The following is a 16,940-nucleotide window of genomic DNA, read 5'->3' as shown; positions in this document are numbered from 1 at the left end:
AACATGACCAATTTAAAAATGAATATGCTTCCTGAACAAGAATGGGTTGAAGTCTGTAGTCTGAATGACATTACCCCAAACACAGGTGTTGGTGCATTGGTGGGTGATCAAGCCGTGGCATTATTTCGTGTAGGACATGAAAAGCGTGTCTATGCACTGAGCAATAAAGACCCATTTAGCCAAGCCAACGTCATGAGCCGTGGCATCATTGGGGATCTGCAAGGTGAGCGTGTCATTGCATCACCAATTTATAAACAGCACTTTAGCTTGTCAACAGGTCGTTGTCTGGAAGACAAAGATCAAAAGCTGTTGGTATTTCCAAGCAAAATTGTTGATGGTCGAGTCTGGGTCAGCCCAGTGCCACAAAAAACTTACATCACTAACAATGGCGCTTCACCAGAAAAATTAAAGTTGGTTCTGATTGGCAATGGTTTGGCTGGTATGCGTTGTCTTGAAGATTTGCTGGATATGGCGCCAGATCGTTACGAAGTAACTGTGATTGGTGAAGAGCCTTGGGGCAACTACAACCGTATTATGTTGTCACCTGTGCTTTCAGGTGAAAAAACCATTGATGACATCATGTTGCACCCACATGCATGGTATAGCGATAAAGGCATTAAATTTATTGCGGATGATTTAGCCGTTAAAATTGATCGTCCACGTAAAGTGGTTTATACCGAAAAAGGTGAAAAAGTTGATTATGACCGTCTGATTATTGCGACAGGTTCCAGCCCATTTATTCCACCTGTTCAGGGTGCGGATTTAAAAGGCGTGATTAGTTTCCGTGACATTTATGATGTCAATACCATGATCAAGTACTGTGAAACCAAGAAAAATGCTGTGGTGATTGGTGGTGGTTTGCTCGGTTTAGAGGCTGCCTATGGCCTAAAACAACGTGGTATGAATGTGACGGTACTGCATTTGATGGACCGTATCATGGAACGTCAGTTGGATAGTCGTGCCAGTAAGATGTTGCGTCATAGCATTGAGCAAAAAGGCATCAAAATTATCACTGAAGCGAATACCGAAGCCTTGATTGGTAAAAAAGGTCATGTATCTCAAGTCCGCTTAAAAGATGGTACGGTGCTGGATGCAGATCTGGTTGTGTTTGCAGTCGGTATCCGTCCAAATATTGCCTTGGCACAAAGTGCGGGCTTACGTTGTAACCGCGGCATTATGGTCAATGACACCATGCAAACTTTTGATCCAAGTATTTACGCAGTGGGTGAATGTATTGAGCATCGTGGGCAAACCTTTGGTCTAGTTGAGCCACTTTGGGGACAAGCCTTTATTTGTGCCACCCATTTGGCTGAGCATGGCAGCCTAACCTTTAAATCGCCAACCGTGCCAACGCAGTTAAAAGTCAGTGGTGTGGATGTGTTTTCGGCAGGTAACTTTGAGCCGAAAGAGGATTATGAAGACATCATCCTGAACGATGAAAAACGCCAAATCTACAAGCGTATTATTATCCAGAAAGATAAAGTGATTGGCGCGGTGTTGTTTGGTGATACCGAAGATGGCATGTGGTATGCCGAGCTGATTGCAGATCAGACCCCAATTGTCAGCTTTAGAAATAAATTGTTGTTTGGTAAAGACTTTGCAATGAAAAAAGCAGGCTAAGCAAGACAAGGAAAAAGATTCAGCATGATGCTGAATCTTTTTTAGGGGTGAAGTAAATGCAGCTTAAATAGATTTCTTCTCACTAGATAATTTGCTAGACTAAATCAAAAGATTGGGAGAAAAAGTAGATGAATCATGCAATTCTTGAACAACGCCTGATTGAGCTTGCCCATGAACTGGATGAGCAGGATTTACTGCGTATTTTGTCTTTAATGCAAGAAATAAAACATCATAAAGAATTTGAGCTTTCACAACCAAGTGAAACCTTAGACCTGTCTAAAATTTCAATTGCTGCATTTGCCGATATTCAAGATCCTGTTGGATGGCAACGTGAAATTCGGGATGTATGGTAAATCATGACACAAAGTTATGTATTTGACACCAATGCGATTTTATATGCATTGATGAAAGGTGTGCATATTGAAAAGAATCTACATTCTATTTCTGTGATTACTGAAATGGAATTATTGTCATATTCTAAATTAACTTTACAGGATGAAGTAACATTAAGAGGTATATTATCATTTTTTCACTGTGTTGAATTAACACAAGAAATAAAACAACATGCAATCTGGTTCAGGAAGAATACAGGTCTAAAACTTCCTGATAGTATTGTGGCTGCAACCTCGTTGTTTTGTAATTGTACATTGATTACATCAGATAAAAAGTTACTCAATACACCGCATATTCAAACAATTTCATTTGAAAAACTTTATGGCATTTAACATATTTTTAGTCGTAAAACCTTTATCACAAAGATTTTACGACTTAGCTAGTATATTAATTTAAACGAATATATTTAATTTTATATACAAACTCTGGTTTTTCTCCACTGTTGCGATTTTTATCATAGCGAACACCAGCAACTTCAAAATTTATGGGTTTTATGCTTTGCATTTTCTGCTGCTCTATATCCAGATGGGCTGTTTCCCATGTAATGGCACGCACAATCTGATCATATCTTTCTTCATCAAATTTACCATTAACAGTAAACTCAGATTTTGGTGGATATTTAGGTTTTAGCTTACGTTTATAAAGTCCACCTTGAACTAGTTTAAAATGGAATTTATTTTTTGACAATTCATAAGATTCGCAATAATCAATGTCAATCCAATGACCTGCTGCTTTCCTAAGATGTTCTTTGATAAAGATAACAGCACGAGATTCTTCTGTATTCGCATACTCTTTGTATTTTTCAAGTAATCGTAAATGTTGGTTCTTTGACATATTTGACCTCAATCATATATTAAATCTAGTTATAAAATAATTTTTAGGCAATATTTCACCGTGCAATAAGCATTTTGCTTATTACATCAGATAAATATTAGACAAAAATATTTTAGAGATAAGTAACCTTATTATTCTCCACACGAAGAAATTTTGCTTTTTTTAGGTTAGCAATAATCTGGTTACGTTTAGATTCAGAGACACTTCCCTTAAATTGAAACATGGCATCAATAAAGTTTTCTAAGGACTTTAGTTTGCTAGGTTTACTTTTTAAAAGACGCTCTTTGATATAATTGAGGTCAAGCGACTCTTCTTTTACAGAAGATGGTTTCACTTGTTTAGGTGTAGATTTGACAGATTGTTCTTCCTCTTCTTTTCGTGCTAATTGGATAAGTAACTGGGCTAAACGCAATTTATCACGATAAGATAAAGAAACAACAGCTTCTAAAGCTGTATTATAATCCATGATGAAATTCCTCATATAAGAGTTAATGACAAAATGTTAATATTGTTATGTTCCATCATAGATTTAAGAATACGAATTAAAATTTAATGAAATAGAATGAGTGGATTGCACTAAATATAAGATTAAATCATTTTTGAATGAATCTAATTTATAAATAGATGTATTCCATAATTGAATTTCTATTGTAATAAGCACATTAAAAATAGATGAGAACATGCAGAAAATAGGAAATTAATTACCTTAAGTCAAGTATTATTTTATCTATATTGTTTTTCATAATGGCACAAAATTTGCTTTCACTATTGTATGTATGGCAACGATGCCAGATCACAAACTAATTTACCGTAAATAAGCGCAAGGCAACGCCGCCTAAGACTGAAAGATGTCTTAGGCGGTTTTTGTTTTTAGCATATGTAGGCCTGAATTTTGTTATTTGCACTGAAATGATCTTTATCAAATAACTGAAAAGCCTAAAATTATTGACTTAGTTATGCTAAAAAGCACTATTTTGGAGCAATGATGAAGAATATGGACAACCTCATGCACATTACAAAAACAACTTGCCCCTATTGTGGAGTTGGATGCGGTGTGGATGTCACTGTCCAACATAAAGCACAAGGTACAACGATCAAGGTCTCTGGAGATGCGGTACATCCATCAAATTTTGGTCGTCTGTGTATTAAGGGTAGCAATCTGGCGGATACCTTGGGGCTGGAAACCCGTGTGTTGAATCCGATGTTTGGGCGAAAAAATCATCGTAAAGTCACCACTTGGGATGTGGCAATTGAAAAAATTGCAGATCAGTTTCAAGCCTGTATTGACCAATATGGACGGGACAGTGTGGCTTTTTATGTTTCTGGTCAATTGCTGACCGAAGATTATTATGTGGTCAATAAATTTGTTAAAGGCTATTTAGGTACTGCAAATATTGATACCAATTCACGTCTATGTATGTCCTCTGCGGTTGCTGCACATAAACGCGCCTTTGGTGAGGATATTGTTCCTGCAAGCTATGAGGACTTTGAATATACGGATATGGTGGTTTTGGTTGGCTCAAATACTGCATGGTGCCATCCAGTGTTGTATCAACGGATTATGCAAGCCAAAAGTAAAAATCCAGACTTGTTTGTTGTCGTTGTCGATCCACGTTTCACCAGTACCTGTGAACAGGCTGATTTACATTTACCTATTTTACCAGGGCAAGATGTCGCTTTGTTTAACGGCTTATTTCAGCATTTATATAAAAATAATTGTGTAGATCATCACTTTGTTGAAAGCTATACCGAGGGTTTAGCAGCACTTTTAGATGCGAGTGAAACAGAAGCAGATTTTAATGCATTGGTGAAGCGCACAGGAATTTCAGCAGAAAAATTACAACTTTTTTTTGATAAATTTGCCAGTACTGAAAAAGTGATGACCTTATTCTCAATGGGGGTGAATCAATCCTCTCAAGGAGTGAATAAAGCCAATAGTATTATCAACTGCCATTTACTGACTGGAAAAATTGGAAAATTGGGTGCTGCGCCGTTCTCAATGACAGGGCAACCCAATGCGATGGGTGGGCGTGAAGTAGGTGGGCTTGCCAATATGTTGGCAGCACATCTGGACTTGGATAATCCCTCACATCAGGATTTAGTTCAGGGTTTTTGGAACAGTCCTGTGATTGCCAATCAAGTGGGGCTAAAGGCAGTTGATTTATTTCAGGCAGTTGAAAGTGGCAAAATTAAAGCCATCTGGATCATGGCGACCAATCCGGTGGTGAGTTTACCCGATGCTGATCAAGTCAAACGGGCACTGGAAAAATGTGAGTTTGTGGTGGTATCAGACATTTGCGCAGATACCGATACCACCGCTTATGCTGATGTGTTGTTACCCGCTTTGGGCTGGGGTGAAAAAGATGGTACCGTCACCAATTCAGAACGCCGTATTTCCCGCCAGCGGGCTTTCCTGTCTGCACCAAAACAGGCGAAAGCAGACTGGTGGGCAGTGTGTCAGGTGGCAAAGAAACTGGGGTTTAATGGTTTTGATTTTAACAATGCCTGTCACATTTTTAACGAACATGCTGCTTTATCTGCTTATCAAAATGCCAGTGTCGATCAGCGTGAAGAGGTTGAAAACTTCCGTTATTTCAACTTAAAAGGCTTAATGAATCTCAGTGTAGATGAATATAATCATTTACGTCCAATCCAGTGGCCAGTGTGGGAGAAAGGTCAAAGTATTGCGGTTGAGCAATTATTTGATCGAGGTGGTTTTAGCCATAAAAACAAAAAGGCCAAACTGATTCCAACTGTGGCTATTGATCCTGTACATTCAGTTTCAGAAGATTATCCATTGGTGTTGAATACAGGGCGTATTCGTGATCAATGGCATACCATGACCCGTACAGGTTTATCTGCAAACTTAACCACACATCGTGCTGAACCGTTTTGCGAAATTCATCCCAATGATGCCTTGAGGTTTGGTATCCGTGATAAAGCACTGGTCGAGGTTCGTTCGGTTTGGGGCAGTTGTGTATTGCGGGTCACGCTGGCACAGGGTGTTCGTCGTGGACAAATTTTTGCCCCAATCCACTGGACCGAGCAAGTGGCTTCGGATGCCCGAATTGGCAAAGTCGTGAATCCAATTGTTGATGCGATTTCAGGTGAACCAGAGTTTAAGCATACCCCTGTTTTGATTCAGCCGTTCCATACCACTTGGCAAGGGGTGTTGTATGTTCGAGAGGGTTTTGAGCAGCAGATCAAGGCATCGTTGCAAAGCTGTGCGTGGTGGACCAAGATCAAAACTGCCAAAGCTGTGCGTTATGAACTTGCTGACCGCCAAAGTATTGACCAAACTCAAAAGAACCTCAAAAACTTTTTGCCTTTTGTGGATGAAACCTATGAATGGCTGAGTCTGGAAGATATTTCATCGCAACTGAGCCATAGTATTATTTTAAAAGACGGCATCTTGATCGCCAGTTTATACATTGCACCGCCTGATTTATTGCCTGATCGGGACTGGGTGGCAAGTTTGTTTAAACGTGAGCGTTTAAGCGCCTTGCACCGTAAAGCCTTGCTTGCGGGGATGCCAATGTCGGCTGTCAGTAATGATGGACCTTTGGTGTGTAGTTGCTTTAAAGTAGGTAAGAACAAGATTGTTGAAGTGATTAAAACGCAAAAAATGACCCATGAGAAACAGGTCACAGCATGTTTAAAAGCAGGTGGAAACTGTGGTTCATGTTTGCCAGAAATTCGTGGTCTGATCAAAACCTGTCAATTGGAGGCAGAAGTATGAATACAGAATTTCCCGCTACAGATTTGGTGATCTTGGCGGGAGGACAAGCACGCCGTATGAATGGTGTGAATAAATTATTACAACAGTTTGATGACCAGATTCAACTCTCCAAAATCTGTCAACGCTTCAAACCAGAAGTACAACAGCTTTGGGTAAATAGTCATCGTGATAATTCCATCTACAAACGTATTGAACCGAATATCCAGTGTTATGCAGATGATCAAACTGGTTTTTTAGGACCATTAATGGGCATGAAAAGCGCATGGTCTCATGTGCAATCAGATTATGTTTTATTTGTGCCATGTGATGTCACCTATATTCCTGCTCAGGTACTTTCGAGGCTACATCGTACAATACAAAAAAATTCCCAGGCATCTGCCGTCTATGTCACTATCAATGGAGATGCCTTATATCCATTTTGTCTGTTAAAAAGAGCAAGCTTGGCAGTACTGGAGCAACAGATCGCAGCCAATCGATTAAGTTTGCGTGACTGCTTTAAGCAACTGCATGCGCAAACAGTTGCGTTCCAGAAACAAAGCTTATTTTGTCATAGTATCAATTCGATGGATGAATTACAGCAATACCAGCAAATGAAAGCATTTAGACAAATATTTATTTCGAATTAACGCCTTTTCTCTTTAAAGATTCTGATGAGCATTCTTGACCTTTGTTTAATTAAGTTCTATTTTGGAACTTATTAAATGTGCAATCTAGCAATCGTGTTATGAGAAGATGTTCAAACAACATCAATGTAATGAAAACAAGGTTAGAAAAATAAAGGGAACAGGAGCTATATATGTTGGCATTGCGTTATCAGCAAATTCCATTGCAATTTTTATTTGAGCATCAGGCAACTTTGGCGGGACTTGGGAAAATAGCAATACGAAGCTTAAAAAACACAAAAGGAAATCAAGCCGATTGGTGGGCGCTTGCGGCGATTAATGAAGTGATTGAAGCACCGAGTCATGAGTTGGTGGAACATTATGTACAGTGGAGTGGTGCGCAACCACATAAATATCAGGATTCTATTCCCCCACACATGGTCTCTCAATGGGGACTTTCATTTGCAACACGTTTGCTCTTACAAACCAGCTATCCACTCAGCCAAGTCATCAATCAAGGGGTTAGCCTAAAGATTCATGGCAAGATTCCTCGTAATGAAAAGTTATTGATTCAAGCCAAGATTGCCCACGTTGATGAACGCAATGGTTTAGCACGTGTTTCAGTTCAAATCATCACAGGTACAATTGCTCAACCTAATCTAGTCGAAGCGGTGTTGCATATGGCATTTATTTTGCCGCATTTTGAAAAAACCAAACGTGCTGAAACTACCGATGATAAAAACTGGCAAAGCTTGGGAGAATGGTCAACAACATCAGATGATGGCTTTAAATTTGCCTTACTGACAGGTGATTTTAATCCAATTCATTGGGTTGGTTTCTTGGCAAAACTCTCTAGTTTTGGTCAAAAAGTACTCCATGGCTTTGGGGTGTTTGCACGTAGTTTTGAGTTTTTACCTGAGCCTATCGAACAAATAGATGTCCGATTTTTAAAGCCTGTAAAATTACCATCGCAAGCCAATAAAGTTGAGCTGGCAATTGAACACGATCAAAAGTTTATTCGTGTTGTTGGTTCAGCAGGGCAAATTTGTTTAATGGGTCATTATTCATAAAAATATAAGGTGAAAACAAATGACAACGACTAGTTCAGCTTTAAGACAGGATGTGACAGCTTGTATTTTATGTTCACGAAATTGTGGTCTAAGTGTAGAAATTGAAAATAACCAGTTCAAGAAAATTAAAGGTGATGATCAGCATCCCTTTTCTCAGGGTTACATTTGTCAAAAGGCTGCTCGTTTGCAGCATTACCAGCAACATGCTGATCGCTTGACTTCACCATTAAAACGTCAAGCCGATGGTTCATTCACGGAAGTAAGTTGGGAACAGGCCATTCAAGAGATTGCTGATCAGCTTGTGTATATTCGCAATAATTATGGTGGAACTGCATTTGCTTCGGTTGGTGGTGGTGGACAGGGTAATCACCTTGGTGCAGCTTATGGTCGTCAGTTACTTTATGCCATGAAAAGTTTCTATGCTTATAATTCGTTGGCTCAGGAAAAAACAGGCGATTTTTGGGTCAATGGTCGTTTGTTTGGCAGTCAGGCCTGCCATACCACAGAAGATGTGGAGCATGCTGATTATGTGTTGTTTATTGGAACCAATCCTTTTCAGGCGCATGGTATTCCCAATGCACGGGACACCTTAAAACATATCAAAAAAGATCCCAATCGAACCATGGTAGTGTTTGATCCGCGTGTCACCGAAACTGCCAAGCAAGCTGATATTCATGTGCAACTCAAACCAGGTACAGATGCTTATCTGATGTCAGCCATGATCGCGATCATGCTGCGTGAAAATCTCTATGATCAACAGTTTATTCAACAGCATACACATGGTTTTGATGAGGTCAAACAGGCTTTTCTTGCTGTTCCAATCGAGGAGTATATTCAGAAAGCTGATGTTTCGGTTGAATTGATCTACCAAATTGTACGTGATTTTGCTCAGGCAAAACGAGGTTGTGTGCGGATAGATTTAGGTATACAGCACACCTTAAATACTACGCTAAACGGTTATTTGGAAAAGCTGCTCTATTTATTGGCTGGGCATTTTGGTAAACAGGGAAGCAATAATCTGCATACCATGTTTATTCCAATCTTAACCAATACCGATGAGCGCAATCCTAAATACCGCCGTACTGTACATCATAAAATGTTCCCAATTTCAGGATTCTTTCCACCGAATATTCTGCCAGATGAAATTTTAAAGGCGGGTGAAAAACGGGTGCGTGCAGTCTTTGTAGATAGCTGTAATCCACTACTGACCTATCCAGATACGGTTGCTTATGAACAGGCTTTTCAATCGCTTGATCTATTGGTAGTGGTTGATGTTGCCATGACTGAAACAGCACGTTTGGCACATTATATCTTGCCAGCACATAGCCAGTTTGAAAAATGGGAGTTTACGGGTTTTAATCTGGAATTTCCTAAAAATGGCTTTCATTTACGCCATCCCTTGTTTCAACCACAAGGTAATACCTTACCTGAAGCAGAAATTTATACTCGTTTGCTTGAGGCGATGAAAGCCATTCCTCAAAAATTTCCAATCCTGAGTAAAATTGCGGAAAAAGATTCAGCAAATACCGCTTATCTTGGGTATTTTGCTGCTCTAGGTGCTAGTTTTGCGAAAAATAAGAAGCTTATTCCATTTGCTGCTTCAATTGTCTATCGCACTTTAGGCAAGACTTTGCCAAATGATGCGGCTGCCACGGCTTTACTATTGCCATTATGCATGCAATATGCTACCCAGCATTATCAGGCAGTTAAACAGGCAGGCTACGAGGGCAATCGTCTCAATCTTGGTGTGAAGCTGTTCCTAGCGATTCTAAAACAGCGTTCAGGTGTCATATTGTCACAGCATGACTATGCTGATGTATGGAACTTGATCGCATACAAAGACAAAAAAATCCGTTTGGCCATTCCTGAAATGTTTATTGAACTTGCTCAACTAAAACAACAGCCATTGACTGTAAAGGAGGATTATCCTTTTATCTTATTGGCAGGTGAGCGCCGTAGTTACAATGCCAATCAAATTTATCGTGATCCTGCATGGCGTAAAGTCGATGCAGATGGACGTTTAAGGATTAATCCAGAGGATGCCTTACAGCTCGGTGTGGAAACAGGTCAGCTCTTGCAATGTATTTCTGAACATGGCGCAATTCAGGTCACGGTTGAACTTGATGATGGCATGCGTCAAGGTGTAGTGTCATTACCACATGGTTATGGACTGCGTTATGGCAATAGTGAACCGATTGGTCCGCAAATTAATCGTTTAACCTCCACGCGGCATTGTGATCCATTGTCCAAGACACCATATCATAAGTATGTCCCAGTACGTTTGGAACGTTTAAGTACTTAAATGATAGGCCGTATTGAATGAATGGCTGACTTGCACCAAATTCTTTCATTGCAAACAATAGGTGATTGCAAATGGTGCAAGATGATTTCAACAAAAATATGCAAGACAGGTGCTATTTTTATTTGTAGATTTAAAGGGTTGCCTGCTTAAATATATGAATATCCTTAAGCCAAGATATTTGTTTATAGTTGGAATAATTATTGCTGTAAAAACAATTCTCTGTGATGAGTAAAGCAAGGATGCACAGAACCTGTGCCAAACCCAGTCAAAAGATTCACAAAATGAGTGCGTATGATGAAGCATGAAATACAAGAAACGGCGATACCGATCCTACAGGATCAGTATGGTCGGATTAAGCGTAAGTTACGGATTTCTGTAACCGATCGCTGTAATTTCAAATGTATTTATTGTATGCCAGAGCATCCTGAATGGATGAAAAAACAAGACCTGCTTAGCTTTGAAGCCTTGCTGGTTTTTTGTCGATATATGGTTGGGCAGGGGATTGAGAATATCCGTATTACGGGTGGTGAACCACTCATGCGTCAGGGTGTGGTGCATTTTATTGGTGATTTACAGCGTTTAAGAGCTTTGGGATTGAAGCGGATTTCGATCACCACCAATGCACACTATTTAGCCAAGTATGCGGAGCAATTAAAACAAGCAGGTCTGGATGATTTAAACATTAGTCTGGACAGTCTTGATTCCATGCAATTTAAACAATTGACCAAGAAAGAACTTGCCCCTGTACTGGATGGAATTGAAGCAGCAAAAAAAGTAGGTCTTCCGTTTAAAATTAATTGTGTGCTGATCAAGGGTCAAAACGATGACCAGATTATCCCGATGGTGAAATGGGCAAAACAGCACAACATTCCATTACGTTTTATCGAGTTTATGCCTTTGGATGGCGATCAGCATTGGACTGATCAGGCAGTGGTCAGTGAAGCGGAAATCTTGGAACAACTGCAACCTCTTTATGATATTCAACTGCTACAACAGCAGCATGAGCCTGCACGTCTATATCAGCTTGATGGGCACTATCATCTTGGTATTATTTCAACGATAACCCATTCATTTTGTGGAGACTGTGACCGAATTCGGCTGACGGCTCAAGGTGAATTGTATAATTGCCTGTTCGCGCAACAGGGTTTAAATATAAAACCTTATTTACTACAAGTGATTAAACAAAATACTGAATTAAAACAGCAAGCATTGTTGCAGCTTGACCAACAGATTAAGCCTTATATTTGGCATAAAGCCAAAGGCTATCATGCGATACAACATCAGCAAGCACGTAAGATTAGTATGCACATGCTTGGTGGTTAGAGTGAAAAGTGGTCTGGAGAAAATATGCAAACCATTGAGATAAAAATAGAAGCTTTTGGTGCGATAGAACGGCTATTACCCAAAGCACTTGCATTTGAGTTTGTAGAGGATCGAATGGTTAACGATGTATTGACGCATATTGTGACACTTTATCCAGATGCAAGTCATGCAATGGAAAAGTGTGTCTGTGCCATTGGTGAAGATATCGTGACACGTCAAACACCGTTGAATCAGTCATGTACTTTAGTGCTGTTGTCACCTGTGGCAGGAGGATAGAGATGCGTGAATTTGCCAGAGTCCAAGATCAGGCGCTCAGTTTAGAAAGCTTTGACCCGATTCAGGATTTTCCTGAATGTGGTGGAATTGATATTTTTATTGGTACGGTACGAAATCACCACGAGAGTAAAGCAGTCAAGGCACTGAAATATACATCGTATACACCTGTTGCTGAAAAGATGATTCGTGCAATCGAACAGGAAATTAAAGAGAAATATCAGGTCTCTTATGTTCGTGTTATCCATCGCATTGGTTATTTAGATGTTAGTGAAACTGCCATTATTGCAATTGCCTATGCTGCACATCGCCGTGAAGCTTTTCAAGCCTGTGAAGAAGCAGTTGAGCGGGTAAAACATGAAGTGCCAATTTGGAAAGAGGAGTTCTTTATGGATGGAACGAGTCAATACGTTGAGGGCTGTTGTATCCGTAAAGATACTGCTGAGCCTCAAGCAAAGGCACAGCAACATACGCACCATCAGCATGAACACTGCACACATGAGCATACACACGAATAAGGTTTTAGGAAGTTAAGATGAAAAATGTTGGGATGAAACCTGAGAGTTACCGTGTTGCAGAAGCGCAAGCGATCTTACATGCACCAACACATTGTATCCAGTTACTTCGTGATGGAAATACTGAAAAAGGTGATGCCTTAAAAACAGCACGTATCGCAGGCATTCTGGCAGCAAAACGAACCGATGAACTGATTCCACTTTGTCATCCATTACCGATTTATCGGGCTGATGTAAACTATGATTTGCATGATGACCATGTGGTGATTCTTACAACGGTTGAAACGATTGGGCCAACAGGCGTGGAAATGGAAGCATTGACAGCGGCAAGTCTGGCGGGTTTAACCCTTTACGATATGTTGAAACCACATTGTGAACCTGAAGAGCTGTGTTTAGACCAATGTAAATTGCTCAAGAAAAAAGGGGGCAAGTCGCACTTTAAGCGCACTTTACGTCAACCTGTTTCAGCAGCCGTGATTGTGTTATCTGATACTGTAGCAGCAGGTCGTAAGCCTGATACCGCAGGTAAATCTGTGGTAGACACATTAACTGAAGCAGGTTTTGACCCGATTCATTATCAGATTATGGCGGATGAGGCTGATCAACTGAAAGATTTGGTTTTAGAGCTAACCAAATCCTATGCATGTATCATGACGGTCGGTGGTACAGGCATTGGTAAGCGAGATATTACCGTGGATACATTGGAACCGTTATTGGAAAGAAAGCTGGACGGTTTGATGGAGGCGGCACGTTCCTTTGGGCAAAAACGTACCCCTTATGCAGCCATGTCTCGTGGCGTGGCAGGCTTTATTGATCGTTCTTTGGTGGTGACTTTGCCAGGCAGTCGTGGTGGTGCCAGCGAATCCATGGCAGCAATTTTACCTGCTTTGGTGCATATTTTTGATGTCTGTCGTGACTTACCACATCCAGGAGGCTATGAATAATGTCAGGATGTGGCGCTGAAAAAGGTCTGATCAGTATTGATGAAGCGCTAGCACTGATCCAAACCAAAGTGAAAGCATTAGCGGTTGAGATGTTGCCTTTAGCAAAGGGGCTACATCGTTATTTAGCCAAGGCAGTTTATTCAGATGTAAATTTGCCTAGCTTTTCACAAAGTGCGGTGGATGGTTATGCCATTAATAGCTCACTGGAAAATCTGCAAGATACTGTTTTTGATGTGGTGGGTGAGATTAAGGCGGGCAGTGGTTTAAATCATCAACTTGCAGATGGACAAGCCATGCGTATTTTTACAGGTGGAAAAATACCTGAAAGAACAACGCATGTGGCCCGACAGGAAATTGTCGTAGTTGAGTCTGATAGCCAGATTCGACTGGTTGAACAGCTTAAACCGCAGGCTGATATTCGTTTTACTGGTGAAGAGGTACAAGCAGGACAACAGCTTGCAGAAATTGGACAAAAAGTGAATATCGGTGCACTTGCAGCATTGAGTATGGCTGGTGTACAAGCCCTTGAGGTATTTCGAGAGCCTAAAGTTGCAGTTGTTATTACAGGTGATGAAGTTGCGGAAACAGCAGAAGATCTACATGCGGGTAAGGTATTTGATGCCAATGGTCCATTGTTAAAAGCATGGTTGCAAGACTATGGGATTGATGTGGATATTTTGCATATTGCAGATGAAGCAGAACAAGTCACACAATGCTTTGAACGTCTAAAACAGCACTATGATGTGATCATTACCACAGGTGGTGTTTCTGTGGGAGATTATGATTTTGTACGTCCCTGTGCTTTTGAAACAGGTTTTGAACAAATCTTCTGGAAAGTGAAACAGAAACCAGGTAAGCCATTATTTTTTGCTGAGTATACAGCACAACATCATCATTGCTATTTACTGGGTTTGCCAGGTAATCCTGCGGCGGTCTATGTCTGTATGCAGATTTATGGCAAGGCATTATTGGATGCACTACAAAACCAGCGTCAATCCTTAGCGTGGTTTAGTGGACTGCTCACCCATGATTTAAAATCAGATGCGCGTGAGCGTTTTCTAAGAATGCATGCCTATTTTGAACAGGGTCAACTCAAGCTACAAAGTCTGGCAAAACAGCAATCACATATGCTGAGCAATTTGATGCAGGCAAACTGTCTAGTGCGTATTCCAGCCAATATCAAACTGGAAGTTGGACAAGAAGTTTCAGGTGTGTTTATTCACAATTAAATTGTTGATGGATTGATGCAAAATTGACTATTTTATCGTGTTTAGCTTGAAGCCAACTTGTATCTGGTGACCAAGATAAATTAGTGTATATTTTATATTGATTCGCTTTTTAGTGTTACGGTTCAAGGTGTGGATTGCATACCTTATAAGTTTGAAAAATGATGGGTGATAATAATGAAATGGGATGAGATTGGCGATCAACCATGTTCAGTGGCGCGGACGCTTTCAGTATTGGGTGACCGCTGGACCATGCTGATCTTGCGCAATGCATTTATGGGTATACGCCGTTTTGATGACTTCCAGCGTAGTTTGGGACTCACACGTCATGTCCTTTCAGAACGGTTAAAGCGTCTGGTTGAGCATGGAATTTTAACCAAAGTTCCTTATGTGGAGCGTCAGGAACGTTTTGAATATCAGCTTACCGATAAAGGTTTGGACTTGTACCCGATTATTCTGGCAATGGTGCAATGGGCCGATAAATGGATGGATATGGGCTTGGGTAAACCGATTGAATTTACCCATAAAACCTGTGGTCATAAATTTAACTCAAAGGTTGTTTGTTCAGAATGTAATGAACCTATTGATGTGAAAGAGGTAAAGGTGGCTGCTGGCCCAGGTTATTTTGCATTTGTTGAACAAAAGCAAAAAAGCGCCTGATTCATCATTCTGACTGTTCTATCTCCTGTTGAATGGCATGGGATAGAACTTCAAAAATTCTTGAATCCTGGCATTGTGCAACGTTAAAACGAATAAAGTTTTTAAAATTCTGGCTTTGGCTAAAGGCATTGCCAGGCGCCAAGATCACACCTTGCTCCAGGCAGGTCTGGGCAATCCTCGCTGTATCTGAATGTTCAGGCAATTTACACCATAAAAACAATCCTGCTTGTGGTTTAATCCAGAGGTTGATGCCAAGTTTTTCTAGCTGCTTGATGGTCGAGTCCATGGCTTTCGCCAAGCGTATTTTCAACTCTTCCAAATACTTACGGTAATGACTGTCGGTTAATGCAGCAAACAAGATTTCAGCAGATAAATTATTGCCCCCAAAACTGGTTGCAATTTTGATATCGGTTAGGTCCTCAATCCATTCGGGTTTTGTCGCAATATAACCTGTACGGACTGAGCCTGATAAGGTTTTGGAAAAACTGCCAATATGAATAACCCGAGATAAACCATCCAGTGCAGCGAGTCGTGGAGCGGTATGTCGTTCCAGATCTGCAAAAATATCATCTTCAATCACAATTAAATTAGACTGCTCCACAAGCTTTAAAACCTGATAAGCCGTTGAAGCAGTCAGCACCGCACCCGTTGGATTATGAATGCCTGAATTTGTGATATATAAACGCGGATTATAATTTTTAATCGCATCTGCAAATACCGTCAAATCTGGCCCTGTTTGCGTGTAGGGAATACCAATGATTTGAACCTGATGAACCTTAAGTAAGGCATGGAAATTAAAATAACAAGGGTCATCAACCAGAACCACATCATTTGGTTTTAAGAAATAGCGACAAATGAGATCAATGGCCTGTGTACCTGAATCCGTAAGTAGGATTTGATTGGGAACAACCTCAATGCCTTTAGCCAGAATTCTACGGGACAGTAACTCACGCAAAGCTGGAAGTCCAAGCGGGGTTGAGTAATCAGTCAAGATACTATTATTGGCCTTGGATATTTTTCGAATCGCCTTACGAATGTTTTCATGCGGCATCCAGTCATCAGGTAACCAGCCACATCCAGGTTTTAAAATATCTTGTTTTGCTTCCAAAGCCTGTCTTGAAATCCATAACGGGTCAATACTTCGGTCAATCTTGGGATGGATTTCAGAAATTGATAAAGGCGCAATTGGCCCAGCGACAAAGAAACCTGAACCTGTTTTTGCCTCAATCAAGCCTTGCGCTGCAAGCCGTTCGTAGGCTTCAACAATGGTGGAGATAGACAGGTTTAACAAGCCAGCCAAAGCGCGTACCGAGGGAAGACGAGAACCTGGCATCAATGAGCGATTCTTGATTTGTTCATTGATATGCTGGATAACGAAATCAATTTTTGTGGTTTTCATCTTGGCCTATTCTAGCTGTGTGGGTATATATACCAATACA

Annotated in this window: 16 protein-coding genes; 13 read left to right on the top strand and 3 right to left on the bottom strand. The window is 40.5% G+C overall.

What is annotated here, in order from left to right; genetic code table 11:
• Positions 1 to 3 precede the first annotated feature (3 nt).
• From nirD to QLH32_RS02170, 3 genes are all read left to right on the top strand, one after another.
• Positions 4 to 1,620, top strand: a complete 1,617-nt coding sequence (gene nirD, locus QLH32_RS02180) for a nitrite reductase small subunit NirD (protein ID WP_432442296.1) — start codon at positions 4 to 6, stop codon at positions 1,618 to 1,620.
• 128 nt (positions 1,621 to 1,748) lie between these two features.
• Positions 1,749 to 1,973, top strand: a complete 225-nt coding sequence (locus tag QLH32_RS02175) for a hypothetical protein (RefSeq protein WP_267979487.1) — start codon at positions 1,749 to 1,751, stop codon at positions 1,971 to 1,973.
• A gap of 3 nt (positions 1,974 to 1,976) precedes the next feature.
• Positions 1,977 to 2,345: a type II toxin-antitoxin system VapC family toxin gene (locus tag QLH32_RS02170; RefSeq protein ID WP_283267874.1), complete on the top strand. Its 369-nt coding sequence runs from the start codon at positions 1,977 to 1,979 to the stop codon at positions 2,343 to 2,345.
• Positions 2,346 to 2,400: 55 nt separating this feature from the next.
• Here QLH32_RS02170 and QLH32_RS02165 read toward each other — a convergent pair whose 3' ends face one another.
• Complete coding sequence (locus QLH32_RS02165) at positions 2,401 to 2,847, bottom strand: hypothetical protein (RefSeq protein ID WP_283267873.1); 447 nt, start codon at positions 2,845 to 2,847, stop codon at positions 2,401 to 2,403.
• A 112-nt stretch (positions 2,848 to 2,959) separates the two neighbouring features.
• Positions 2,960 to 3,313 carry a hypothetical protein gene (locus tag QLH32_RS02160; RefSeq protein ID WP_283267871.1) on the bottom strand — a complete coding sequence of 118 codons (354 nt, stop codon included), beginning with the start codon at positions 3,311 to 3,313 and terminating at the stop codon, positions 2,960 to 2,962.
• 516 nt (positions 3,314 to 3,829) lie between these two features.
• Between QLH32_RS02160 and QLH32_RS02155 the strand changes: the two genes are divergently transcribed.
• The 10 genes from QLH32_RS02155 (at position 3,830) to QLH32_RS02110 (ending at position 15,501) form a co-directional block, all read left to right on the top strand.
• Entirely contained in the window at positions 3,830 to 6,586 is a 2,757-nt protein-coding gene (locus QLH32_RS02155; RefSeq protein WP_283267870.1) for a nitrate reductase, read from the top strand.
• The gene (gene mobA / locus QLH32_RS02150) at positions 6,583 to 7,212 is read left to right on the top strand and encodes a molybdenum cofactor guanylyltransferase (protein WP_283267868.1); all 630 of its coding nucleotides are present in this window, start codon (positions 6,583 to 6,585) and stop codon (positions 7,210 to 7,212) included. The genes QLH32_RS02155 and mobA overlap by 4 nt, the downstream gene beginning before the upstream one ends.
• A gap of 170 nt (positions 7,213 to 7,382) precedes the next feature.
• A complete protein-coding gene (locus tag QLH32_RS02145) occupies positions 7,383 to 8,258 on the top strand; it encodes a MaoC/PaaZ C-terminal domain-containing protein (protein WP_283267867.1) in 876 nt (291 codons plus the stop codon).
• Between the two features lie 19 nt (positions 8,259 to 8,277).
• Complete coding sequence (locus tag QLH32_RS02140) at positions 8,278 to 10,560, top strand: molybdopterin-dependent oxidoreductase (RefSeq protein WP_283267866.1); 2,283 nt, start codon at positions 8,278 to 8,280, stop codon at positions 10,558 to 10,560.
• A 291-nt stretch (positions 10,561 to 10,851) separates the two neighbouring features.
• Entirely contained in the window at positions 10,852 to 11,883 is a 1,032-nt protein-coding gene (gene moaA / locus QLH32_RS02135) for a GTP 3',8-cyclase MoaA (RefSeq protein WP_283267865.1), read from the top strand.
• Positions 11,884 to 11,907: 24 nt separating this feature from the next.
• Entirely contained in the window at positions 11,908 to 12,159 is a 252-nt protein-coding gene (locus QLH32_RS02130; protein WP_283267864.1) for a MoaD/ThiS family protein, read from the top strand.
• 2 nt (positions 12,160 to 12,161) lie between these two features.
• Complete coding sequence (locus QLH32_RS02125; RefSeq protein ID WP_283267863.1) at positions 12,162 to 12,674, top strand: molybdenum cofactor biosynthesis protein MoaE; 513 nt, start codon at positions 12,162 to 12,164, stop codon at positions 12,672 to 12,674.
• Between the two features lie 17 nt (positions 12,675 to 12,691).
• The gene (gene moaCB, locus QLH32_RS02120; protein ID WP_283267862.1) at positions 12,692 to 13,615 is read left to right on the top strand and encodes a bifunctional molybdenum cofactor biosynthesis protein MoaC/MoaB; all 924 of its coding nucleotides are present in this window, start codon (positions 12,692 to 12,694) and stop codon (positions 13,613 to 13,615) included.
• Positions 13,615 to 14,844 carry a molybdopterin molybdotransferase MoeA gene (locus tag QLH32_RS02115; RefSeq protein ID WP_283267861.1) on the top strand — a complete coding sequence of 410 codons (1,230 nt, stop codon included), beginning with the start codon at positions 13,615 to 13,617 and terminating at the stop codon, positions 14,842 to 14,844. Before moaCB ends, QLH32_RS02115 begins: the two co-directional genes overlap by 1 nt.
• Positions 14,845 to 15,018: 174 nt before the next feature.
• Positions 15,019 to 15,501: a winged helix-turn-helix transcriptional regulator gene (locus QLH32_RS02110; RefSeq protein ID WP_262574140.1), complete on the top strand. Its 483-nt coding sequence runs from the start codon at positions 15,019 to 15,021 to the stop codon at positions 15,499 to 15,501.
• A gap of 4 nt (positions 15,502 to 15,505) precedes the next feature.
• On the opposite strand, the gene QLH32_RS02105 is transcribed toward QLH32_RS02110, so the two are convergent.
• Positions 15,506 to 16,900 carry an aminotransferase-like domain-containing protein gene (locus tag QLH32_RS02105; RefSeq protein WP_283267859.1) on the bottom strand — a complete coding sequence of 465 codons (1,395 nt, stop codon included), beginning with the start codon at positions 16,898 to 16,900 and terminating at the stop codon, positions 15,506 to 15,508.
• Positions 16,901 to 16,940 lie beyond the last annotated feature (40 nt).

The organism is Acinetobacter corruptisaponis (genome assembly GCF_030053775.1).
In the GTDB taxonomy this organism is placed as follows: Bacteria; Pseudomonadota; Gammaproteobacteria; order Pseudomonadales; family Moraxellaceae; genus Acinetobacter; species Acinetobacter corruptisaponis.
This window is presented reverse-complemented; position numbering and strand designations above follow the sequence as displayed.